Source organism: Paenibacillus pabuli (assembly GCF_039831995.1).
Taxonomy (GTDB): domain Bacteria; phylum Bacillota; class Bacilli; order Paenibacillales; family Paenibacillaceae; genus Paenibacillus; species Paenibacillus pabuli_C.
The window spans coordinates 2,885,407-2,909,770 of sequence record NZ_JBDOIO010000003.1 but is presented as its reverse complement, the minus strand read 5'-3'; the positions used below and the strand labels follow the sequence as shown (position 1 = coordinate 2,909,770).

Below are 24,364 nucleotides of genomic sequence, written 5' to 3'. Positions count from 1 at the left end.
CTATAAATCATGATCAACAATTGGATGGGGTTGTATCGAATTTTTTGACAAGATAGTGGAGGGTCCGGCAAAATGACAGACCGACTGATCCGATTAATGCGCATTATAACTCTCGTGCAGGCGAAGCCGGGGATCCTTGCCCGGGAGCTGGCCGAGCGATGCGAGACAACGGAAAGGACGATATATCGCGACATGGAGGCCCTCAGCGCAATGCACATTCCGATCGCCAATATGGGACACGGGAGAGGTTACATGTTTATCAGCAACTTCGCCATGTATCCGCTCAATTGGTCAGACGAGGAGGCCCAAGCTTTCGTCCATTTGGGTGAGGTTATGGATGATATTCGTCCTTTTCTGAAGCCGGCCTTCGAGAGCGCGTATGAGAAAGTGGTTGCTTCGAATCAGAAGAACAAAACGGAACGTGTGGAGTGGTCAGAGCAGATTAGCGGTTTATTCAAAACAGGGCTTCCCGCGTGGCAAAATGACACCGATGAATGGAAAAATAATTCCCTGGTAACCCTGCTCCAGGCCGGTATGTCACAGAACACTATCGAGGCAGAATATCTCACTCAAAACATGAAGATGGGGGTACGACTTGATCCCTACTGCCTGATCCCGCGTGAGTACCGTTTTGATCTGCTGGCATACTGTCACCTTTCGGAGATGCTGCGGATTTATGAAGTGGAGAACCTGCAAAAAGTAAAGATCTTGCCTCGTACATTTCGCAAAGATGACTTCCTTTTGCAATCCCATTTCCGTAAGCTGGGAGCCAGCCAAGGACAAGAATGGACTGCGTTCAAGATCCGTTTTTCCCGCGATGCAGTTGAACACGTGATGCAGCAAAAATTTTTGGTGCGTCCCATTCTTACCATGGAACCAGAGGGAACATTGCTGCTGGAAACCATTTTGGGTGATGATCAGGAATTTATGAGATGGCTTGGCCAATATGGACCAGAGGCAGAGATCCTTGAACCGGAGGGATACCGAAGCATCATGAAGGAACGCCTGAAACGCTGGCAGCAGTTATATAGCTAATGCCAGCGTGGACAGGCGTTCTTTTTCATAATTAGGCGGAAAGATGAAACAGGCTATTCATTGGTTTTGAACAGATGTGCCAGATTGCCAAAGGGTGAATCTTTCACATCGTCTTCTGTACTGCTGGAATAGACGACTTTGGAAGCAACGCCTTCATCATCAGCGGCACAGTTTGTTTCCAGACTGAAGCGGTCAAATTGATGCATAAATACTTTGGCGGTATTAATGGCGTCATCCAGTGCACGATGCTGGGTGCCGTCGAACTCGATTCCGCATAGTTCAAGCGCTTGAGCTAGTCCAAGCTGACGGAATTTGCCTTCCTTGCGAACGGTTCGCGACCACTGCTGTTGCAGGTCATTGTGGTTCGTGATCCAGGCAACGTCAAGTTGGTGTGTACGACAATGGGAAATCAGCTTGCTGCGGTCATCGGGTCCCCAGGAACACATGTAATATACTTCGCTTCCCATCCAGGCGATAAACTTTTGCAGTGCTTCAGGAAAAAGAGGAGCGGCATCAATATCTTTTTGCGTAATTCCTGTAAATTGAATGGTGTCGGTGGACAGCACCGACTTGTTGGAGGGACGAACATAAGTATGAAACGTGTCGGATACATATAAGCCGCCAGGTCCTTCCGTAACTTTTACCGCACCGATATCGATGATTTCAGAAGAGTAGCGAGCGTTACGGCTAACCGTAAATTCAAGATCATAGATAATATATGGCATAGGACAAGCTCCTTTATTAATAATACATGTTCTCTATCTCTCTATATTACAGGGAAGCCAGCGGGATGTCAGCATCATAGCGGAATTCTTCCTGCCCGTTATCTGCATGTCACGCAGCAGTTGACAATTGCTTGCAAATACACTAATGTGATCAAAAATGATAACAGCGATTAGTGAGGACATAATTACGTCAGCCAGCTTCAAGCAGAGAGGAAACCGTTTGGTGAGAGGTTTCTGTTGCTGCTTCGTAATTCCCACCTCGCGAGCTGCGGAGGAGAATGCCAGCAGGCTGCAACCTCCGCCGGATGGGCCCGTTACGCCTCAGAGGACTGCATGATCCCGTATCGCACATTGGTGAACGGGACGTTTGTTCAGCATGGCCGGGGAACCCGAGACATGTCAGCGAACGAAACCATGCAGTTAAATAAGGGTGGTACCACGACACATTCGTCCCTTGACGGATGTGTCTTTTTGCTGTTTATCCACTCATTTTCAAAAATGATCAGGAAGATAAGGGGTGTGGAATTGATGCATCAAAGTGAAATGCTTGTTCCAACATTACGTGAAGCACCGGCTGAAGCAGATGCAGCCGGACATCGCTGGCTACTTCGTTCAGGCATGATTCGTCAGCTGGCAGCAGGGATATACAGTTATTTGCCGCTGGGGCGGCGTATACTGCTCAACGTTGAACGGATCGTTCGCGAAGAGATGGACCGTGCCGGTTGTCAGGAAGTGCTGCTGCCTATTATGCAGCCGGCAGAGCTGTGGGAAGAATCGGGAAGATACAGCCAGTACGGCCCTGAGCTGATGCGTTTGCAGGATCGACACGATCGGGAGTTCACCCTTGGACCAACCCATGAGGAAGTGGTGACCGCTCTTGCACGTGATGAAGTGAATAGCTACAGGAAGCTGCCTTTTACGTTGTATCAGATCGGAACCAAATTCAGGGATGAACGGCGTCCAAGGTTTGGCTTGCTGCGGGGACGCGAGTTTATCATGAAGGATGCGTACTCTTTTGCTTCCGACTGGGAAGAGCTGGATCGTACGTATCAGGCGATGAATAAGGCATATTCACGCATTTTGGAGCGCTGCGGTCTGGAATATATTCGTGTAGAGGCGGACGCGGGCACCATCGGCGGTCAGGGGGAGACGCATGAATTTATGGCGCTGGCTGATGTCGGCGAAGATACGATTGTATCCTGTAAGCAATGTGGTTATGCTGCGAACCTGGAGAAGGCCGGATACCAGACATCTGGAGTTGTAACACAGGATACGGATGAATCCCAGTCCAATACCGCAGACTCATCGCTCGTTCGAATTCATACGCCTGCAATTCGTACCATTTCCGAACTCAGTTCCTTTGTCGGTGAGGGACCGGAGCACATCATCAAAACACTGCTCTATCAAGCAGATGGACAGCTGATTGCTGTGCTTGTTCGTGGGGATCACGAAGTCAATGACATTGCCCTGAAGCAGGTATTGGGTGCAGAAGAACTCACTTTGGCTGACGAAGCGGCACTTGCAGGACGATCGGATTTGAAGGTCGGTTTCCTGGGACCTGTCGGTCTGGATCTGCCAGTCGTCGTGGACGCGGATGTGGCTGTGATGGAAAGTGCCATTACAGGCGCCAACGAAGTGGATATGCACTTTTCGGGTGTTCGTCCAGGTATAGATTTTGTCTTGAACAAAGTCGAGCGAATTCGCTTCGCGGCTGATGGGGATAATTGTCCTTCATGTGGAGCAAAGCTTGTATTCACCAAAGGCATTGAAGTAGGTCACATTTTTAAACTGGGCACCAAATATAGTGATGCTATGAATGCTTCATTTTTGGACCGAAATGGTCGCCAGTGTGCCCCGGTGATGGGCTGTTACGGTATTGGGGTTTCTCGTCTAATGGCGGCGATTGCCGAGCAATATGCCGGAGAGGAAGGAATAAGGTGGCCGGCGGCCATTGCGCCATATCAGATTCACTTGATTCCGGTAAGCTGGAAAGATGAGCAGCAGCGTCAGCTTGTCATGGAACTTGAACAGCAGCTGGGCGATGCGGGATACACGGTGCTGACGGATGATCGGGATGAACGTCCTGGAGTAAAATTCAAGGACGCTGAATTAATTGGTCTGCCTGTACAGATTGTGGTTGGCAGGGGCGCTGCAGAACGGAATGTTGAAATAGGGTCCCACGCTCTTGCCAGTAAAGGGGAAACCAAGCGGATTAGCATGAGTGTGGAAGAGGCATTGAATCATGCCAAGGAAGTGCTCTAGCTCGGAAAGGATCTCATTCGTTGAAGGGTCATCACACGGTGAATTCGTGTCATAAAGTGGCATATTATATAGGTCCGCATATTATGCGATACTCCATTTTGGTCGTTTATTTTAGATTAAAATATCGAAACAAGGCCTATAGACATATGAATCAACAGATCCGTCTGCATAATATCGTACAAAATGACTATTCTTTACTACAGTGTATTTTGTATATTATCCTTTTTGAAATGTACACGTGTCGCGAAATTGATTAAAACGTGCAAATAAGTGCAAATATGCAAATTCCAATTGTTCATTTTGCTCGGCTCGAATACGGAAAAAACGCGTAATAGTGGCAATTATGCACATATTTTCTATAGTTCATGATTCGGGACTGAGGGAGCGTGTGTGCAGCAGAGTGGATTTGTGGATTTATTTTTGCCGTAAAGGTATTTCCAATCATTTATGCCTGTAAAACCCATAGGAAAGATGTATCGTTTCTTTCAAATGAGAAAAAAGGTGCTCCTTTAGCCAGGTTGGCTTGAGGAACACCCTTTTTCCGTTACTGCTTTAATACTTCTGGTCCAATCGATTGCTGGAGCGGATCACACTACTCGATCAATGCTCGGTTTAAGAAGCGGCAGGCAGTTTCAGTTGTTGACCTGGATAGATCCAGTGAGGATTTTTGATGTTGTTCAATTTTTGCAGCGCTTGCCAGGTTGTGTTGTATTTTTTGGAGATGGAGTACAGGGAGTCTCCGGATTTTACAACATATACTTTGGCAGGAGCTGGTTTGTTTGGTGTCGGTTTTGACGGTTTTTCTGGTTTTGGTGTTTCCGGTTTAGGCGTTTCTGGCTTCGGTGTAGTTGGAGCCGGTGTCTCTGTCTCTGGAGCTTCCGGTTCAACTGCAGGTGTTTTTGCTTCCTTGATTCGGCCATCTGTTTTGATGTCCACCGCGCCAAGCTTCTGCATGTATTCAATCAGTGCTTCGTCCATTGCACCGTACATGCCGGAGATGGTGTATTTGTTAAACATGGTGTACTCGTCACCGCCAACGGCTGTGAAATCGTTCGTAGCCAGTGTATAAGTGGCTTCCGGATCAAGGGCTTTGCCGCCGATCATCACGGAATGGACGCGGCTGCCTTCAGCAGCTGAAGCATCAATACTGAACGTCATGCCGGACACTTGCGGGAAGCCACCGCTTGGTTCCGGGTAAGAGGCTACGCCGTTTTCAAGGGCTGCCAGAACGTCCGATCCTTTTACTTCAAGCGTTACAACCTGATTACCAAAAGGAAGAACAGTGATGATGTCACCTTTGGTTACGATACCTTTTTCAATGGAAGCACGGATACCGCCGCCGTTTGTGAGCGCGATATCTGCATTGCTGACGTCACGAAGGGCATCTGCGAGCAGGTCACCCAGGTTGGTCTCACCAGCACGAACTTGTTCACGTTGACCATCAAGCAAGATCGCTGTATTGGCTACTTCTTCTTCAAGAATAGGTTCTTGTTCCTTTTGAATGGAGTTCACGAGTGCTGCTACTTTCTCATTCGGTTTAATATCTTTGGCTTCCGTTTCATCAATCAGCGTAGCTTGTTTCTTCGTTACCTTGCCACCGTCTACCCACAGATCGATGACACCTACGAAGTTGGTGTACTCTCCGGCACTCGCGATCAATGTTCCGTTATCGGAGACGAGACCGTCCTGCAGGATGGTGTGGCTGTGTCCGTCGATGAATACATCGATACCCGGAACTTCTTTTACTACTTTGAAGCTAGTGTCTGTACTGGAAGCATCTTGTCCAAGGTGTCCCAGAACAACAACCACATCTACTTTGCTGCGGATTTCGTTCACCAGAATTTTGGCTTCCGCAGCTGGATCTGTAATATCAAGACCTTCAACGTTCTTTGGATTTGTTTTGTACATTGTTTCAGGTGTAGTCAGTGCGATGATTCCGATTTTGACACCGTCAACTTCTTTGATGAGATACGGATCGAAGAGACGGGTTCCGTCTTTTTTCTTCACATTGGCACTGAGCATTGGGAAGTTCATCATGTCCGCAAGTTCGACAAGGTGCTCGGAGCCGTAGTTGAATTCGTGATTACCCGGAACGATGGCCTGGTAGCCCATTTCATTCATGACTTTGACTATACTCTCGCCGTTCACGAGTGTTGCAAAGGTTGTACCATGCACAGCATCTCCTGCATCAAGCAAAAGGGTATTGGGATTCTCGCTGCGGTATTTGTCAGCAATCCCTGCCACTTTGGCATAGCCCATTGCAGGTGAAGCTTCAACTGCACGTGCATGTGTGTCATTCGTATGTAGAATCGTAATGTGTGTACCTGTGCCCGGAGTTGTATCCGTTGCAGCGGCCGCAATTCCTACACTGCCAAACAGTAAACATACCGTTAGCAGAAGTGAAACGTAAGTTTTCCAGATTTTCATATGAATCTGTACCCTCCCAAAAATATGATCTGCCTGAGCTCTCGCACAGCTCAAATTGTATTTTAGCAGACAATGATTAGGAAATCTCGTGATTTACGTAAAAATAGGTAACCTGAAAGTGACATCTAATCGACTGGCTGGGAATTAAAGTTTAACATCCATCGGAAAGAAACATATGTTCTTATATAGAGTAAAAAAAATGCTGCGCTTCGCGCGGCAGTCCGGTACGCAAACAGAATTTCTCCAGGGATTCATCAGGTTCCGGCATGACTCCTGAAGTCAGTAATTGAATGGCGAAACGGTTGGCCTGTCTTTCCAGCTTGCCGGGAGCAAAATAGGAGTGCTCCTCCAAAAAGAAACGATTGATGCCTTTGTGCAACCGGTCATGTCCAAGTTCATGAGCACATACAAACCGCTGCCATTCCGGCGGCAGTTCACTGTGAATGACAATAAATCTGCGGCGGAGCTTGCGGAAATACAGCCCTTTGGTCGATTTGCCCAAATTGGTGAAACGGATCTGTATTCCAATGGCTCTGGCAATGCTGAAGGGGCAGTTTGTCCGGTGTTTTCGAATCAGCTTTGTTACCATGTCATCCATATCATCTCACCTGCTGCTTCATTGTAATCAGCTTTCTATGCCTCATTGGCGATGGTCTGGTTCATCGTTTTTCTTGCGTTTGTTCATTTGCTTGGCTTCCCAGAACAGACCCGTCAGCACATCCTTGATGCGTTTTTTGTCCTCATCATCCAGTGGGATCCCGTCAAACATCAGATCATCTTCGTCCTCCAGCATTTTCTTGAAATCACGCCGGTCTTTATACGTTGCCCATTCGGGGATGTCCTGAGTGTCGCCTGCTGCGTTTGCTGCTTCGATGTACCCTGCCTGTTTCATCATATCGGCATAGGGAACGGAGAGGGCATCTGCCAATTTGCGGATCGTGGCGGGCTTTGGAACACCGCGGACTCCATTTTCGATGCGTGAAATTTGCGAGTTGCTGATTCCTGCTGCTTCGGCGAGCTGATTGATGCTATAGCACTGCTGTTCCCGCAGTTGTTTCAGATAAGGACCAAAAGCGTGCTCCACAATTCATGCCAACTCCTTCAATTCGTATAAGCAACTGAATGATAGTTCAAGAAATCCCAGTTACACCGGGGCACTCCGCTGGCAGAACAACCTTCCGATCGCTGTTATCCCCGGATTTCCTTATCCCCTTTCGAAAGGGAGAAATCCGGTGATAAACGCGACCGCTAACGCTTCTTCAGGTTATTTCTGCCCTCTCCGTTAACGGTGATTTGGTAACAATCTTAAACTACAAAAATTCATCCTTATACGAGGGATCTGTAATTATCTGTACTATAACGTATATATACCATTAGGTAAAGGGAATTGAAACAATTATGCCAAAAGGTATAGAAAATAAGAGCGAGGGTTTTATTTTATCGTCAAAATGACCTAAAATGAAGGTTTACTCTAATCTCCAATAAGTGGTATCCTCAAATAGAAATACGAACAAGATACGAACATAACATTAAATTCGAACGATTTGTATGTACTGGAAATCGGAAGCTTCAAGGTGTGCTGCCCTGCGGAACTGATTCCAAAAGGCAACGCAAGAGACCTGGATAATGGCCGTTACTATCTGAACAAACTGAATAACCCTTATAAAGGAAGTGAAGCTTAGCGGGTTTCACTTTATATCTAACCCTTAAGGAGGAGAATGAATATGGAATTATTACTGCCTGAACTGGACCGACGTAAAACACAAACAGCCGTGGAAGCCGCGCTGGAGAAATATCGGATTTATAAAACGATTGCCTTTGAAGAACGTGAGGTCATGGTCACGGCCAGTTATACGGAACGTTTCCATGGTCCAACCAACATTACCGGGGATTCAACCGCCAGAACGGCGATCTATAATGTCGATGTACAGCGTGCACGTCAGGCGTATTGCGATACGATAGATTTTATCGTGTCTCGTCTAAGTGAGAAGGAGCGGGTACTGGTTTGCGAACGGTATCTGAAGGATGATGACGTGTTTGATTACAAAGTGTACAACCATGTATTTGATCCGCCTGTGAGCAAGGATACGTATACGAAAATCAGAACCCGTGCCTTCTATAAAATGGCCCTTGCCTTATCCGACCGGGGACTGATCAACGTGGAGCCACTATCCGTATCCCGAAAGAGCCGTCAAAAGCTTGGTTAACACGAAAAGAAGTTCATCCTTTAAACTCCCGAAATGATTGTATACAATAATGAAACAACAACACTTCGAGAGAAGAAAAGGAGAGAAATCCGTATGTCGCAAGATTCCGGAATGCAGGAATTGTACACGCTGAAGACCATTGCGGAGACGCTGAACACGTCCAATGACCTGAGTCCGATGCTGGATACGGTAGTAGGCAAGCTGCTGGAATTGACCGGACTTACGGCAGGCTGGGTGTTTCTCATTCGTGAGAGTGGAGAGTATTCGTGCATATCGGACTATAACCTGCCGCCGGCTCTGGTCCATCAAGACAAGGAACCGATGCGCTGTGGAACATGCTGGTGCGTTAACCGGTTCCGCGATGGGAAACTCAATAATGCCGTTAACATAATTAACTGCAAACGGCTTGAGGATGCCACCGAGCATCAGTGGGGAGACACGCAAGGCATCACCCATCACGCAACGGTTCCCCTGCGATCCGGTGACAAAATGATGGGACTGCTCAATGTTGCCGCACCCGGTAAGGAGCATTTCAGTGACGGGGAGCTCGCACTTTTGCAGGCAGTTGCCTACCAAATCGGCAGTGCCATGGAACGTATGCGATTATACCGTGCCGAGCAGAGAAGAGCGGATCAGTATGCCAGACTGGGGGAGTTCAGCAGATCGCTGGGTCTGGAACTGAACGAGTGCAGCAATGCTGACGATATGGCCAGGACGGTGGTCAAGCTGCTTGAACAGCACTACGAATGGCCTTTTGTTGCTTTGTTAGTCCAAAAGAATGGGATTTTCACTGTACAAGCTGCCCATGCCAGTGATTCGGAAGAGCTGCAGACATTTAACGAGATTCCTGCAGAGACAGATCGCTGGTTGCGCCGTGTGATTCAATCACATCGCGCTGGTATACTATCGGCAGAGGAGATTGTAGAATTGTCTCAAGTGTGCGGCACAATGCCTCGCGATTCCATTAGGTCGCCGGGTCTGGCTGCTGCCATACCTTTGAGTCCTCCCGGTGAAACGGCCGTGCTGATCGCCCAGCTTGACTCGGAGAGTGATTCTCTTCAGGCAGACCGGGAGGTTGTGGATGCGCTGGCAGAACATATTACAGCGTCTTGGGAAAGCCTAAGACTTGTAGATAAACGTCGTGAGTTGACCCGGCTGGAGGAGCGAAACCGACTGGCCCGGGATCTGCATGATTCAGTAAACCAAATATTGTTCTCTCTCTCGTTGACCGCCAAGGGAGCAGAGAGCATGTTGTCCGGTACAGCGGATCTGCATCCGGCGGCTGAAGCCATGAGAGATATTCGTTCGTTGTCCCAGGAGGCTCTGAAGGAAATGCGCGCACTGATCATGCAGCTTCGTCCCGCCGGGCTGGAATCGGGTCTGCTAAGTGCGCTGCAGGAGTATGGTTCAAGCCAAGGTTTACAGGTCGTCGTAAACCGAACCGGCATGCGCAGCCTGCCTCGCAGTATTGAAGAAGGGTTATGGCGAATTGGACAGGAAGCCCTGAATAATGTACGTAAACATGCGGATGTAACAGCGGCAGATATCACTCTTCAGTTAAGGCAGACCGAAGCCGTGTTCATTGTTAAGGATCGGGGAAAGGGTGGAGCGAAAAGAAAGCAGCCCCTGCCTGCACGTTCGCTCGGTCTGTCCATTATGAGAGAACGGGCGCAGTCGCTGGGAGGCAAGCTCGAACTTATAAGTTCATCCCGAAAGGGAACATCGGTGACGGTAGTTATTCCACTCCCGTCCGAACAGGGTTAATGTCAGGGGGAGAAACACATGCCGATTACGATTTTATTAGCAGATGATCATGCGATGGTGAGACGCGGACTGCACGTATTTTTATCCACGCAGACGGATATGAAGGTGGTTGGCGAAGCCTCCAATGGGCAGGAGACAATCGAACAGGCGGAGAAATTGCAGCCTGATGTAGTGCTCATGGATTTGCATATGCCTGTGCTGGACGGGATTGAAACCGCCAGACGGCTGCGCACGCTATTGCCTGGAATCCGCGTTATTGTACTCACGTCGTTTTCCGATCAGGATCATGTTATTCCTGCTGTACGCGCTGGGGTAAAAGGGTACCTGATGAAAGATATTGAACCGGAGGATCTTGCCGTTGCGATCAGGAACGTGCACGCAGGACAGGCCCAGCTTCATCCTGCGGCGGCGGGGCAGTTGATGCATGTGATGGCTTCATCTGACAACCAATTAGAAGAGCAGGATACTATAAGCACAGATTCAACAGCATACGGGAAAGTTCAGGATCATGAGAAGCTTAAACAATCCGTACAAATGAAAGAACCATCGCCGAGTCTGGATGCGCTGACCCGCCGCGAACAAGAGGTATTGGGTTTGATTGCACGCGGAATGAGCAACAAGGAGATTGCCGTCCAGCTTGTAATTACGGAGAAAACTGTAAAGACACATGTCAGTCATCTGCTCGACAAATTGGGACTGGCCGATCGTACTCAAGCAGCGATTCATGCCGTGAAAAACGGCTGGGTTTGACCGATTCCGATCCATTCATTCTCAGCCTAAAGTCGTAGAAACTCAACCGAAAGGTTGAGTTTTTTTGTGCTGCAAGTTAAGTCTATCTGCTGACGATTTGGAAGAAGAAGCAAGGTAAGATAGGTACAGAAGAGTTGAAGGTTGGTTGTGGAAGAACATACAAAAACAAGAAGGAGTGTGACATAGATGAAGATCATCGTATTGGCAGGAAGCAACCGAAAGAATGCAACCAGTACACGTTTAGGGGAATATGCGGTCGAAGTCATCCGCAGCCAGGGACATGAGGCGAGCCTGTTTGATCTGTATCAGACACCAGTTCCATTCTACGCACCGGATGAGAAGCAGGCAGATGATCCTAACCTGGCAGAACTGAACTCGCGCATGCTCGCGGCAGACGCCATTATTTTATCGACACCAGAGTATCACGGCAGCATCAGCGGGGTGCTCAAAAATGCACTGGATCACCTAAGCCAGGCTCACTTTAGTGGCAAACCGGTCTTGTCGATCAGCTCAGCGGGAGGAGCGGTGGGGGTTAGCTCTCTTTTACAGCTGCAGGCTATCGTTCGCAATCTGCATGGGATTAATGCGCAGGAGTGGATCTCTATCGGCGGTGCGCAGCGTAGGCGTTTTGAAGCAACCTTTGACGGATATGAGGAATATGAAGGCAGCCAGGACATTGAGGATCGGATTCAGCGGGTGATTGGTTCGTTCCTGAACCTGGCCCAAATATTAACGTCTGCTCGGGAATCATCCGGAAGCTGAGGGTCTCCTTATGGCAATGTAGAGAATTGAAATGAGATAAGAAAGAGAAGTAGACAGAGAAAGAGGTAATGTACATGATCAGAGGTATATTTGAAACCCATTTGAACGTAACGAATCTGGAGAGATCACATCATTTTTATGAACAAATTGTTGGTTTGCCACATGCTTACGGGCAGAAGGAACGCGGTAACTCGTTTTACTGGATTGGTGGTGAGGGGAATGCCATGCTGGGACTTTGGGAAAAGGAGCCAGAGCAGGTGCAGCGGCAGCATTTTGCCTTCCACGTATCGCTGGAGGACATGAAGCATGCGGTCACTTATTTGGAGGATAAAGGGATTACAACGCACAACTTCCTTGATGATGATATCGGTGAGCTGTATGTATTCGGCTGGATGCCGGCTGTATCGGTATATTTCACGGACCCAGATGGTCATTCTCTTGAATTCATATCCATGCTTCCGGATGAAGCGAAGCCGGAGCTAGGTATGGTGCCTTGGAGTGCATGGGAGAAGATGCACGGAAGGGTGTGATCGAGAGGAGGCAATCAGATGATATTTGAAGAAGTGAAGCTGTACACCGCTCGTTTGGCAGAGATTAAACATTTCTATAGGGATACTCTCGGACTGAAGGTGGTTGCTGACTGTGATTCTTCCTTCACCCTGCAGATCGGATACTCAAACATGATATTTGTCCACAGTGAAATGGAGCACGAGCCCTTCTACCACTTTGCCTGGATGATTCCAAAAAATCGTTTTCAGGAGGCCAAAGCCTGGGCAGCAGCACGTGTAGAGCTTCGTACGCAGGATGGAGAGGATGAGACTTATTCAGAGAACTGGAATTCCCATTCCCTCTATTTCGAGGATCCTGCTGGCAACATTTTGGAGCTGATTGCTCATCACAATACCCATCATGAGAGTAACCGTCCTTTCTCGGCGGAGGATCTGCTGCAAGTGTGCGAGGTGGGGCTTGTATCCGAAGATGTACTGTCTACGGTGGGGGAATTGGAGCAAGTGGGTTTAAACCAATGGGGAGCGATAAGTGAAACCTTTGCCCCGATCGGAGACGTAAGCGGTCTGTTTATCGTGGTGAAAAAGGAACGGATCTGGTTCTTTTCGGAGCAAAAGGCACAACGATTCCCGCTCGAAGTTGTCATACAAGGTGTCAGCAGATTACAGTTTGGGTAAATGATTGAATCTGGGAAGCGAAACGGGCATATATGCACGATTTGATTCATTTTATAGAAGTAAACACAATGTAAACATGGTGTTATGAAGTATATTATTACGGTGAAGGAGTGATGACGTTATGGATCGACGTTTGTTGGAAGAGGGTCTGAGGGTCATCGTTTCAAGTCGAGAGCGTACGGGTGACCTGTGGCATGCCCATTATGGAGCAGGAGCTATAGCCGCTTATTTCTGGGTTCGGGAGAATCGTCTGTCCGCTCTTGCGGCGGGCAGCGTTACCGCAGAGGCGAAAGCGATGCTTCGCAAACACGGAATAGATCAGGAGCCACAATCTACCCGTGGTGAAATGCTCGAACGGGAAGAAGCAGAGGCACGGATCACGGAAGCACTGGACCGTACGATCGGGGAACTTCACTGGGTTGGACACCAAGCAATCTATGGGGCCCTTACGCTGAAGGCCATCCGCGAGCTGGATGGCTGGGGCACAGCGCAGGATATCGAACAGATGGTGGAGCTGATCGATTCGTTTGAGAAGACCATCCCGGGAAGATCGTGGCTGAACACAACGGTTAAGGAAATCCGCAGTCTGCAGATTGATGACAAGGATGAATTCCCTCATATCGAAGGACCGGAGCAGCTATCCCGGTTGATTCTGGATGAGCTTGGGGCCTTCCCTGCCATCTATCAGGCAGAAGCTCATCATGATCTGATCGGTCATATGCTGACCTACGGACATGCGCTCAATATATTACATGAGCTGGGTTATCCGGCACTGTTCCACAAAGGAATCCCACCGTTCCTGACGATGATAAAGGCCCTCCGATTGAGCCGGGAAGCGGTAAGTGAAGATGGACAGTGGACATTGCAATCTCCGGTTGACGTGCTGCCGCTGGTTCCTGCCGAACGTTCGACGGCTCTGCCGCACGAGCTGGAATACTGGCTCACCGACCGAAGATCTCGCGATTGGAACACAGGCCATGTGTTCAAATTTCCGTTCAGCTTCTATCATCATACAAGAAACGGGAATTCGTTCCCGGAGAGCTGGGAGAATTTTCGATATATTATTGCTTAAGTATAAAATGTTAAGGCGCTCGCTCATGGCATTAAAGGATGCATAGTGAACGATAGCAAACATATAAATGATGAAGAGCACTGCCTGAAATGGCTGGTGCTCTTTTTTGGTTTTAACGAGGTTAGAACTCAAGGATAAACAGGATAAGAATGACACCGGAGAAGAGTAAGAAGAGACGTTTAATGGAAGGATTGTGAGCAGCCCAGACACCCCAGGAACTCATAACTGCGATACTCTCCCAGAACACTAATAATGGGATGCCATCAGGTGTGAACGGAAAAGAAAGTCCTGGCAGTCGGGAAGTTCCTGAACCCATAAGAACAGCAGTCATATACACGGGTATGAGGGAAAGGAGCATATAGAGCAGTGTTTGCAGCCAAAAGAAATAGATCTTTAGCACACGCAAGAGGATGACCGTAAGCAGATAAAACAGTATAACAACGGACGAAAATGTTGCAGCAGTCCATCCAAGAAGGGGGACAGTCAATACGTTCGTTTCCTGGTAGAGAATATACATTGTCATGGCGTACATAACGGGCCCTGCCATATAACAGGGTATGGCTATCCACAAATAGAACCAATCCGATGCTTTCATGATATCCACCCTTTACACGGTCTTGTTTATATGTACTAAACGTACAATATAAGCGTAAAGTTTGACGATCGTAACAGAGATCATTTGGAACCGACTTTTTACCTCCGGGAGGGCGACGACAATCAGACGGAAACCGTACCTTTCACCGTCAGCAGAGCCGGAAAAAGGGTGTAAGATTGTATTATCGGATTAGCAGCAGGGGACACAGTCGATAGCACATACGCTAATGTACAGCCGGCCTGGGGGGCCGGTTTTTTGATGCGGTGATGGTGAGCCTGCTCTAATCGGGTACTTATATAAGACTGAATTTAATAAACAGGAGGTTACATGATATGAAAACCGTATTGTATGTTCCACTGGATGATCGGCCGGCTAACCTGGATGACGTCATTGTTCAAGGGAAGGCAGCAGGCATCCATATCGTAACGCCAAACCCGGGTGACATTCAAAACCGCCTCGATTCGGAAAAGACGACAGAAGGCACAACGCTGCTCGGCACGTCTGCACCTACGTATGGCATTCCAACCAACATTTATACGTTTATTCTGAAGCATGCTGCCCAAGTCGATGGTTTCATTATTTCATCCGATATGCTGGCCTATGGGGGCCTCATTGGCAGTCGTCAGCTTCGGGAAGACGGAGGAGGCACTTATCCGGAGTATGATGAAGAAACGACGCGTTTGCTCAATGTGATTCAAGTGATCAAGGAAAAATACCCGCGTAAACCGGTGTATGTGATGGATACGGTAATGCGACTGGCGACCACGTCATTTGCAGACGGTCTTGCACTTGATGCCTACAACGAGTCCCGTGCGCTCATGCAGCAGCCGCGTCAGGCCTATACCGAGTTTGAGGACATTATTAACGGCTACAACCTGTCGCCAGATGGTGTGGAGTATGGTGAAACGACTTTTTTCAACAAAGAGCAGTATTACAACACCAGACAGCACAAGTTCAAAACAAACCTGTACATTCTGGATCAGCTGGCCCGCAAAGGGTACATTGATTTCCTCGCAGTAGGTGTCGACGATGCGAATACACAGGGAGTTCAGATTAACGAGATTAACTATGTAGAAGCACGGATTAACGAATGGCTGGGGGGAAATGACGGACAAAATCCAGAACGGGCCATCATCCTTCCGGATGCGGACGGCCTCGGTCACGCGCTAGTCGCACGGATGGCAAATCAGCTGCTGCGGGGCGGTACGAAAACACGTTACGCTGTGAATTATTACGGTCCTCACGGTTCCACGATTATTAATACCTATGAATATATGGATGTTCACGAGAATGTAGCTCGTCACATTGATATTGTAGGTGGGGTGCTTGTGGCAGATGCGGCTTATCCAGGAGATGCTGAGGAAGCTACTTCGCTTGACATGTCCTCGGAACTGGATCGCCTGACAAACGGGCCTTCAGGAAAGCCGGGACCAAAGCCAGGTGTGGATATCGAGATTATTGCGATTACGGCGCTGGATCAGGTCCAAGCCGCGGTTGAACGCCTGACGAGCATTAGTGAGCAAGGATTGCCGGCGGTGCTGATTGATTTTGTCGGAAAAGGACCAGCGAATGTGGATGTAGCGGAAGCCCTGCTGAACAGTCCGTATACCGGCCGGGTTCTGGGTTATAGCGCCTGGAATACACCGGGGAACAAGATGGGCCTTGCCGTAGGCATGGGACAATCCCGATATGCTTTTGTTACCACAGAAAAGCGCGCTTCTGCTCTTCACGAAGCTGTTGATGCGCATGGATCATTGCTGTTCAAACGGTTCCTGAAAGATTACTACTATAAAGCGGTAGCAATCGCGGATATCCGCACGTACTCCAGAGCTCATGCGCTCTATACCAATGTGGCTACCCTTGCGGACCAGAATATGGTGCTGTTCAACTCCGAGGAAGATTACGCTCACCTGCAAACCCTGCTTCGGGATCTGATGCAGACGTACACCGCGGGACTGGCGAGCAAAACAGCTTTTGCTCCGGGTAATGTGGCGATCAACCAGATCCGCGACTGCGATGTGTTGTATGCGAAATATTGCAGTGCTGCACTCGACTATGCCAATCCGGATTTCATCTGGGGACGTGCATTTGAAATTACATTGAGTCCGCATGTTAATCTTAAATAATGTTGGGCGGATTGACATGAACGGACTCGTCTTTTTTCCGCCGAAGATACGCCTCAAACCATACTGAAGTCATCCGATTCACCGTCCGCGCTAGGGAGAAAAGGGTGTAAGATTGTATTATCGGATCAATCGCAAACGGACACACACCGAAAGCTCATACGCTTATGTACAGACCGGCCAAGAGGCCGGTCTTTTTGATGCGGTGATTCGTGTCCGGCATTGATCTCGGTATTTATCATTTACTCAGTCACTGAGATCAAGGGGGAGTCATGGGCTGCCGCATGGCCGCTGCATCATGCGAGCAGATGACAAACGTGCAGCTGAAGGGGGCGAGATGAATGTGTCTATCCAAAGTGAAACAAACATTATAGCTACAGGGACAAACCAAATGAGTGTGGCTGTGAGACAGACACTGAAGCAAAAGCTTGCAGCACTCGTTCCGGCATGGGATGGCCGGGTGCTGGATGTGCCTGCACAGGGTGAGGTTCTGACAGGGCCTTGTGCGGTCGTTGCTTTTGCTGAAGAAGTACCAAAGTCTGCTTGGGCAGGGTACCGACGAATTATTAAAATCTCTCCGTACGTTCGCCCGGATGATGGTGGAGCAGAACGGCTGGAAATGTGGTCCGCGGAGCTGGTAAAAGGACTTCATCAGGTGCGGCTGGAGGATGAGGAGGGTGCAGCATTTACCTGCATCTATTTTGGCTCATCCGACTGTGACCGGGTGGACGCCGAATCGGGAATGATGACGCGAAGTCTGCGATTCGGGGTGTATGTTCCTGAATCCACTGAGGAGAGTGTATCTGTGGATACGCAGGATTCTTGGATGGCTGCGCTCCAGGACTGGACCAAGGCAGAGCTTGGCTCCGACTGGGCCGTTCATGGGGATATCTGGCCAGGAGGTTACGAGACACAGTCTGTACTGTGGCGGTTGACGGGATACAATTCAGCTGCGGCGGGCACCTCGGCGCTGGAGATACGAAAGCAGTGGACTGGACATGTAGTAGCTTCCAATGCGGGGGTCATTCGTCATACAGTTACACGTCTGGTTGAACAACTGGCTGTGCAGACCCGTATTGCTATGGCGAATACAGATGATACCCGGTACCTGACAGTGGACGAAGTTTCAGCTGATTTGCAGGCAGATGCCTACCTGAACGGGCAGATTCGCCTGACGCTGCAGCAGCGAATTCGCCGTCCGGGGACGGATGTACCGTTGATCCGCGAGATTCATCACAGTAAGGGAATCGAATAGTCAAGAATGGCAAGAAACCATCCCTAGGGAGGAAAAGTATCCGTAATTCAAAGATGAGGTGAATGGCGATGGCAAGCTCCGTTAAAAAAGGCAAACCGGCTGCCCCGCAGTATACGCGGGCTGAGCTGATGAATCATGCGGAAGCCCTCTTTGCCGTTAAGGCAGAGGTGCTGCATGGTGCGCTGTACGAAGCAGCGCAGCAGACGTTTTCCATTGAGGAAACGCAAGAACGAATCAACCAATTTATGAAAGCGAAGGTGAAGGGATAATGGCAGGTGGAACATGGGAGCAAACGAATCGTCCGGTCCTTCCGGGCTTATATATGAATTTTCAAGCGGCAGCATCTTCAGCCATTCAGGCAGGCAATCGGGGAACGGTTGTCGTTCCAATCAAGGCAAACTGGGGTCCAGTGGGAACCTTTGTGGAGGTTGGCAGCGAAGCGGCGATTGAACGTATTTTCTCCGCACATGCACTGGATAATGGGACAGCCTATACATCCTTGAAGCTAGCCCTGCTGGGCGGCCCGAAAAAGTTGCTGGCCTATCGGGTAGCAGGCGCCACGGCAAAAGCAGCCAGTCTAACGTTGAAGGACAGCAGCGATGCGGACGTATTACAGCTGGCTGCCAAGTATCCGGGAGATCGTGCGAACGGATTCTATGTCACCATTCAGCCGGGTGTAATTGATAACACGAAGCATGAAGTGCGCCTGTTTGAAGGAAATCGGATGCTGTATGCACTCCTGACCGCGGATATATCGGCAGCATCTCTAGCCAAACAGATCAATGAGGATGAGCGCAATGAGTGGGTAACGGCTCAAGCGATTGGCGATGGTACGGGTGTGGTTGCAACCGTTTCGGGTGCGGCATTCAAAGGCGGTGTCAGTGGCAACGATGATCTGACGAACGCGGAATATATTGCAGTACAGGGTGCGCTGGAAGGCGAGCAATTCGATGTATTGGCACTGGATCAGGCGGCGGATGCGCCTTTGTTGGCAAGCTTTGCGGCTTGGGTGAAACGTGTACGCAGCGAGGGTAAACCGGTGATGGCTGTATTTGGCGGGACTACAGCAGACGATACGTCTGCAGGAGCTGCACAGAAGGCTGCCGCACGTTCACTAACATTGAATCACGAAGGCGTGATCAATGTGGGTACCGGTGTGCGTTTGGGGGATGCGTACTACAGTTCAGCGGAAACGTCTGCATATGTTGCCAGTCTGATCGCCGGACAACGTCTGAACGAATCGACAACGTACGCACCGACTCCATTCGATGACGTGACGCGTCGCTGGACGCGTGCGGAACAGGAGCAGGCCGTGCAGAATGGCGTATTTATTTTCTTCCATGATGGCCGTCAGGTGAAGGCGCTTCGCGGTGTGAATACGCTGGTGACTCCTGCTGCGGGACAAAATAATGCATGGAAAAAAATTCGTTCCATTCGAGTTATGGATGCGATTAACATGGATTTGCAGCGCTCTGCGGAAGATTCGTATATCGGCAAAGTAAACAATACCGAAGAGGGGCGCCAGGCACTGATCGGTGCGATGAAGGCCTACCTTGCGCTGCTCGCACAGAGCAATGTGATTGAGGCTGAGGGATACGATGTCATTCTAGACCCAGCCTATTATGGCGCAGCACCGATCTTGAAACCGGAGGCAGATCAGGTATTCCTGCAGTGGAATGTGAAGCTGACTGATGTGATGGAGCAGTTGTTTGGTACATTTTACGTGCAATAAGTAGTGTAGAAGAGCGAGGCGAGAGCCTTTGCTTGGATATAAGATGAATTTGGGTTTTACATTTAAAAAGATCCCAAGGAGGAATTGTACATGTTGGATGCATCAAGAGTTATTCTAGGTACCCATGGTCAGCTGCATATTGATGGGGTGTGGCAGACGAACATTAACAAGCTGGAAGCCAGTGTGGAAATTGAAAAACGTGAGTTGAATCTAGTCGGCAACGACTGGAAAGTGCACAAAAATGGCGCAAAAAAAGGGACAGGTACGATGACAGGTTACAAGGTCACGTCGGACATGATCCAGCGCGGGTTTACCAAGTTTCAAATCATCTCGAAGCTGGACGATCCAGAGTCATATGGACATGAGAGCGTTCTACTGAAGGGTTGCATGGTGGACAAAATCCAGCTCGCAAACTGGACAGCGGGTGAGGAAGTGCCGGAGGAAACGGGCTTTACGTTTGAAGGATTTGAACTGTTGAATCCGATTGTTGCGTTGTGACACAGTAGGTGATGGCATAAATGAGAGTTTTATCAATAATTCAAAGATATACCAGGTATCAAAGGTATCGTTAATATTAATGTTTTGGGGAAAATCAGGGATGGGGAAACAAAATAACTGTAAAGGGTTATGCTTCAATACATTCCGAATCAAGGACATCAAGGTCAGACCAGCAGAATTTGCATAGAAAAACAAACAAAAAATGGAGGTTTTTAATATGGAAAACGTGCATGTGTCTATCGAGAAATATATCGATTTGGTGTCTAACCGTACAGATCCAAGATCCGAATGGGATTGGACTGAAGCTTTTGATGCCCTGATGAATGATCCAGCAGTACAAGTGTTTCTACCCCCAGGAGCTTACCGTGTAAGATTCCCTAAAGCAATTACAAAACTTAAAACCATCAATGGTGATGGTGCAACGTTGTACTCCAGAGGTGCACTTAATCTTGAAGCCCACGGTATTCGTATCATTGGTTTGACCATTGCAGGTAAAACAACAAATGGTGTTCAACTGAGTGAAGGTCATGGTATTACGTTGCTTGGGGTAAATGACATTGAGATCATTCGCTGTAATCTCCAAGATATCAATCAAAATGCCATTCAGTTCAGTAACCAAGTGAATTACTCTTCAAACATCAAAATTGATTCTTGTAAAATCAATAACATTGGTATCAATACAACAAATATTCAGACAGAGGGCATGGGTATTTATATACAACATGCCAAGAACGTTCTGATCACCAACAGTGTTATTTCTCGCACATATGGCCAATCAGGTATCATGATTCAAAAAGCTAATACCGTTGCAGTTGAACACACGTTGATTGAGGACACCAAATATCGTGGAATCCAAACATTTGCAGGAACTAGTTCCACAGATGTAACAGATGTCATCAACAACATTATTATCTTCAGATGTACGATCCGTCGTACAGGTGAACTCAATCAGACAGGCAATGGATTGGCAACAAACGGAATCTTTATCCGTAATCCCAAAGGTAGACCTGAGGATGTAAGAATCACGCATACCTTGGTCGAATACTGTGGAGAGAATTTCATTGAAGGAACATTTGATGCTCAATTCAATACGTTTAAGTTCTCTGGGTGGTACGATTCCCTCGAGACTCCATCGAAAGAAGGATTGTACCCACACTCCAGAGCGATCATCGCAAACAATAAAATTATTTCTGCTAAGAAAGAAGGCGTAAAGCTTTTCGGTAATCGCGTTGATGTTATCGTGCAAGGAAACTTGATTATTGATTCAGGAATCTCTGGTGTACTTGTCCAAGCTCATGGTGCTGGAACAATTGCTACAGGAATCATTGTTGTAGATAACATTATTCGTGATACCACAAAACAAACTGTTCGTGGCGTTGAGTTGGTAGCAAGTCAAGGTGGTGTTCTGGACATAGTCAACATTATCAACGAACGGAACCACGTATTAGGCATTTCCTAATTATAAACAAGAGTAACAAAAGGCTAATTGAGCCAGTTGAGTAAACAAGATAGGGACACACATGAAGGCTGAGAGTATCTCGGTCTATTTGTTGTCCCTAATTGTTGAGTAGAGTAACCCAATTGTGAAATGAGAAGGAGATTGCGCCCTATGAGTATGAATGAAAACATGTCCGAAGAGCAGATTCTGGATCAGCTGTTTGAAGCAGCGGAACGTTTGCCGGAAGAGAATGTACGCATTCAGCGTCTGGATCTGCTGCTGACCTTGCGTGGACTGACGTCCTCCAAAGTGGATCAGATCCGCGAACGCTGCACGATTCGTAAAACGACGAAAGGCCGCACCGAGGAAAAGGTGGATACCGAAACCTTTAACGCGCTGCTAATTTCCGAAGCCACGGTGAAAATGAATGTCCGCGGCCTGGAACTGTCCGGTTGGGGAGATAACCGTATCACGGGTCGCATGAAGCTGTCCGGTGGGGAACAGGCGGTTCGCCGCATGCTGCTGGCGGGTGAACTGGATGCCGTAGGTGACAAGGTGCTGGAGCTATCCGGCTTCGGTGTGGAGATTGAAGACCTAAAAAACTGATTCACTCCGGCGGGATGACCACGTTCCTGTATCATATGTGGGTTCGTCACCATCTTCGTCCCGGAGAGTTTTGGTCTTTGCCGCGAGGCGAACGCTCACTGTTGATTGCGTTCTCGGAAGAGGAGATGGCAGCGCTGACTTCGCAAATGAATCGATAATTAGCTTGGACAGGAGGTGAAAGAAATGGCAGAAATGATTGTGGGTTTATCCAAATCCAACGCGGAAATGCGTACCACGATCCGTTATCTGGATCAGATTCAGCGTTCGACCGAACGTCTGGGCAGGGTTCGATATCAGAGTTTAATCAAGGTGAACAATGAACTGAGAACAACCGGGCGCAGGCTGGAAAGCATCTATAGTACCGCTGTTCGATTGAGCAGGCTGCGAATCATGCCGAAGATCGGACTGGATGATCAATTAAGCCCGGCATTGGACCGTGCACTCGCGAAACTGAACCGTTTCCGAAACCAGATGGTGAAGGCTTCGGGAACGGTGTCGGTGGAGGTAAAGCAGAAGGTTGAAGTAGCGATGGGGAAAATGAGTCCGGCGAGCGGGCCTTCCATGTCAGTTGTGATCGGGAGTCATAATACAACGATTAATAATGTGGCTAAAGAAGAAGATAAAAAGTGGTATGAACACCTTTACGACATTACGGACTTTGTGAATAATGCAACTGACTTAGTAGGAAAAGGTAAAGACGCTTGGGATAAAATTTTTAAAAAGGATAAGAAATCAAAAGGTAAGAACCAGACACGAACCAGTTCGAGAGCGGGAAGCGACTCTCCAAGCAAACCGCCTGCCCGGAGAGTTTCCGGGGGAAGACGTGGGGGAAGATTTTCCTCTAGGGCATCAACCCCAACACCTGCCCCAACGCCTAGTCCAATCACTACAGATACCTCTGATCGTGCTTTCAATGAATCCAAAACTGTTGCAAGAAACAGAAGGATCGGCAGCGGTAAGAGGTCCAATTTAGTCTCAGGTCTAATGTCCGGTTCGCCGATGGCAATGTCTAACCTATTTTCAGGTGACGGAATGCTCGGCAAATTGGGCGGGGGACTTGCCAAAGGAGCGGGGAAACTGCTTCGTCCAATAAGCATGCTGGCTGATGTGGCGAACATAGCGACCGCACCTCCCGAACAACGGGGCCGAGCTGTTGGCTCCATGATCGGTGGCACCGCAGGAACTGCCATTGGCACGGCCATCGGTAGTGTTCTTTTACCTGGAATAGGGACATGGGTTGGTGGTGCAGTCGGCGGATGGGCTGGTAGTGCAGCGGGTGGCTGGATTGGCGATAAGGCCAAGGATATTGGAAACTTTATGTCCAACGCCACGGAAGGTGCAGGCAAAGCGTTGTCGACTGCTGCGGATTTTGTTTCTGAAAAAACGAAGAACATGGTGAGTGGCATCTCCAATTTCTTCGGCTTTGGTTCCAAAAAAGAAGAAAAGACCGTCTCAGCAACAACGGTTGCTAACCGAACTCCAGTACCCACTGGTCCCTCGATGCCCCCGGCTTATATTCCATCTGCGCTCACCATAACTGGGCCTATGGCTTATGCGAACAGCATGGGCGGTCAATCCACGACTGCTGCTCTTATGGGAACAAGCGTGATGCAGTCCCAAGCGATGGCGCTCGGTAACGGTGCACAGACGAATGGCAAATCGTCTACGATGACGGTACAAATTTCAGAAGACCAGATGAGCAGTCTGGCCGGTTACCTTAAGGATTTTAAAACTGAAACGACCAACCAGATCGCCATCAACGTGCCTCAAGGGGCTGTGCAGCTGACTGTCCGTGAAAATGCCATCGACTACGATGCAATCTCACATCAAGTTGGACAGCGAATTTCGGGAGAGTTCCGCCGGGCGATGGAAAACCGTAAAACCATTATGGCCTAAGCAGAAAGGAGGCCTGTTATGAGTGTAATTAAA

At 48.7% G+C, this 24,364-nt stretch carries 22 protein-coding genes; 17 read left to right on the top strand and 5 right to left on the bottom strand.

The window, feature by feature from the left end:
• Positions 1-72: 72 nt before the first annotated feature.
• Positions 73-1,035, top strand: a complete 963-nt coding sequence (locus ABGV42_RS15325; protein WP_347382402.1) for a helix-turn-helix transcriptional regulator — start codon at positions 73-75, stop codon at positions 1,033-1,035.
• A 53-nt stretch (positions 1,036-1,088) separates the two neighbouring features.
• On the opposite strand, the gene ABGV42_RS15320 is transcribed toward ABGV42_RS15325, so the two are convergent.
• Positions 1,089-1,760 carry a 3'-5' exonuclease gene (locus ABGV42_RS15320; protein ID WP_347382401.1) on the bottom strand — a complete coding sequence of 224 codons (672 nt, stop codon included), beginning with the start codon at positions 1,758-1,760 and terminating at the stop codon, positions 1,089-1,091.
• 528 nt (positions 1,761-2,288) lie between these two features.
• On the opposite strand from ABGV42_RS15320, the gene ABGV42_RS15315 reads away from it, so the two are divergent.
• Positions 2,289-4,022, top strand: a complete 1,734-nt coding sequence (locus ABGV42_RS15315; RefSeq protein ID WP_347383255.1) for a proline--tRNA ligase — start codon at positions 2,289-2,291, stop codon at positions 4,020-4,022.
• Positions 4,023-4,634: 612 nt separating this feature from the next.
• Here ABGV42_RS15315 and ABGV42_RS15310 read toward each other — a convergent pair.
• The 3 genes from ABGV42_RS15310 to ABGV42_RS15300 form a co-directional block, all read right to left on the bottom strand.
• The gene (locus tag ABGV42_RS15310; protein WP_347382400.1) at positions 4,635-6,449 is read right to left on the bottom strand and encodes a 5'-nucleotidase C-terminal domain-containing protein; all 1,815 of its coding nucleotides are present in this window, start codon (positions 6,447-6,449) and stop codon (positions 4,635-4,637) included.
• A gap of 181 nt (positions 6,450-6,630) precedes the next feature.
• The gene (locus ABGV42_RS15305) at positions 6,631-7,047 is read right to left on the bottom strand and encodes an ImmA/IrrE family metallo-endopeptidase (protein ID WP_347382399.1); all 417 of its coding nucleotides are present in this window, start codon (positions 7,045-7,047) and stop codon (positions 6,631-6,633) included.
• A gap of 42 nt (positions 7,048-7,089) precedes the next feature.
• Complete coding sequence (locus tag ABGV42_RS15300; RefSeq protein WP_347383254.1) at positions 7,090-7,536, bottom strand: helix-turn-helix transcriptional regulator; 447 nt, start codon at positions 7,534-7,536, stop codon at positions 7,090-7,092.
• 637 nt (positions 7,537-8,173) lie between these two features.
• On the opposite strand from ABGV42_RS15300, the gene ABGV42_RS15295 reads away from it, so the two are divergent.
• The 7 genes from ABGV42_RS15295 to ABGV42_RS15265 all read left to right on the top strand — a co-directional run bounded on the left by ABGV42_RS15295 (position 8,174) and on the right by ABGV42_RS15265 (position 14,188).
• Positions 8,174-8,656 carry an ArpU family phage packaging/lysis transcriptional regulator gene (locus ABGV42_RS15295; protein WP_347382398.1) on the top strand — a complete coding sequence of 161 codons (483 nt, stop codon included), beginning with the start codon at positions 8,174-8,176 and terminating at the stop codon, positions 8,654-8,656.
• A 93-nt stretch (positions 8,657-8,749) separates the two neighbouring features.
• A complete protein-coding gene (locus ABGV42_RS15290; protein ID WP_347382397.1) occupies positions 8,750-10,420 on the top strand; it encodes a GAF domain-containing sensor histidine kinase in 1,671 nt (556 codons plus the stop codon).
• An 18-nt stretch (positions 10,421-10,438) separates the two neighbouring features.
• Positions 10,439-11,170: a response regulator transcription factor gene (locus ABGV42_RS15285; protein ID WP_347382396.1), complete on the top strand. Its 732-nt coding sequence runs from the start codon at positions 10,439-10,441 to the stop codon at positions 11,168-11,170.
• Between the two features lie 186 nt (positions 11,171-11,356).
• The gene (locus tag ABGV42_RS15280; RefSeq protein ID WP_347382395.1) at positions 11,357-11,932 is read left to right on the top strand and encodes an NADPH-dependent FMN reductase; all 576 of its coding nucleotides are present in this window, start codon (positions 11,357-11,359) and stop codon (positions 11,930-11,932) included.
• Positions 11,933-12,006: 74 nt separating this feature from the next.
• Positions 12,007-12,462: a VOC family protein gene (locus ABGV42_RS15275; RefSeq protein ID WP_347382394.1), complete on the top strand. Its 456-nt coding sequence runs from the start codon at positions 12,007-12,009 to the stop codon at positions 12,460-12,462.
• Between the two features lie 18 nt (positions 12,463-12,480).
• Positions 12,481-13,116, top strand: a complete 636-nt coding sequence (locus tag ABGV42_RS15270) for a VOC family protein (protein WP_347382393.1) — start codon at positions 12,481-12,483, stop codon at positions 13,114-13,116.
• A 121-nt stretch (positions 13,117-13,237) separates the two neighbouring features.
• The gene (locus ABGV42_RS15265) at positions 13,238-14,188 is read left to right on the top strand and encodes a hypothetical protein (RefSeq protein WP_347382392.1); all 951 of its coding nucleotides are present in this window, start codon (positions 13,238-13,240) and stop codon (positions 14,186-14,188) included.
• A 121-nt stretch (positions 14,189-14,309) separates the two neighbouring features.
• On the opposite strand, the gene ABGV42_RS15260 is transcribed toward ABGV42_RS15265, so the two are convergent.
• Positions 14,310-14,783 (bottom strand): hypothetical protein, encoded by a 474-nt coding sequence (locus tag ABGV42_RS15260; protein WP_347382391.1) that lies wholly within the window; start codon positions 14,781-14,783, stop codon positions 14,310-14,312.
• A 332-nt stretch (positions 14,784-15,115) separates the two neighbouring features.
• Between ABGV42_RS15260 and ABGV42_RS15255 the strand changes: the two genes are divergently transcribed.
• The 8 genes from ABGV42_RS15255 (at position 15,116) to ABGV42_RS15220 (ending at position 24,331) form a co-directional block, all read left to right on the top strand.
• Positions 15,116-16,909: a DUF4127 family protein gene (locus tag ABGV42_RS15255; protein ID WP_347382390.1), complete on the top strand. Its 1,794-nt coding sequence runs from the start codon at positions 15,116-15,118 to the stop codon at positions 16,907-16,909.
• A 340-nt stretch (positions 16,910-17,249) separates the two neighbouring features.
• Positions 17,250-18,161 (top strand): hypothetical protein, encoded by a 912-nt coding sequence (locus ABGV42_RS15250; RefSeq protein ID WP_347382389.1) that lies wholly within the window; start codon positions 17,250-17,252, stop codon positions 18,159-18,161.
• A gap of 68 nt (positions 18,162-18,229) precedes the next feature.
• Positions 18,230-18,430 carry a hypothetical protein gene (locus ABGV42_RS15245; protein WP_347382388.1) on the top strand — a complete coding sequence of 67 codons (201 nt, stop codon included), beginning with the start codon at positions 18,230-18,232 and terminating at the stop codon, positions 18,428-18,430.
• On the top strand, positions 18,430-19,893 hold the full coding sequence (locus tag ABGV42_RS15240; RefSeq protein WP_347382387.1) for a phage tail sheath subtilisin-like domain-containing protein: 1,464 nt from the start codon (positions 18,430-18,432) through the stop codon (positions 19,891-19,893). Before ABGV42_RS15245 ends, ABGV42_RS15240 begins: the two co-directional genes overlap by 1 nt.
• 90 nt (positions 19,894-19,983) lie before the next feature.
• Positions 19,984-20,391, top strand: a complete 408-nt coding sequence (locus tag ABGV42_RS15235) for a phage tail tube protein (RefSeq protein WP_347382386.1) — start codon at positions 19,984-19,986, stop codon at positions 20,389-20,391.
• A gap of 217 nt (positions 20,392-20,608) precedes the next feature.
• Complete coding sequence (locus tag ABGV42_RS15230) at positions 20,609-21,850, top strand: right-handed parallel beta-helix repeat-containing protein (protein WP_347382385.1); 1,242 nt, start codon at positions 20,609-20,611, stop codon at positions 21,848-21,850.
• A 150-nt stretch (positions 21,851-22,000) separates the two neighbouring features.
• Positions 22,001-22,435 (top strand): phage tail assembly chaperone, encoded by a 435-nt coding sequence (locus ABGV42_RS15225; protein ID WP_095288941.1) that lies wholly within the window; start codon positions 22,001-22,003, stop codon positions 22,433-22,435.
• A gap of 183 nt (positions 22,436-22,618) precedes the next feature.
• Positions 22,619-24,331, top strand: a complete 1,713-nt coding sequence (locus ABGV42_RS15220) for a hypothetical protein (protein WP_347382384.1) — start codon at positions 22,619-22,621, stop codon at positions 24,329-24,331.
• Positions 24,332-24,364: the final 33 nt, after the last annotated feature.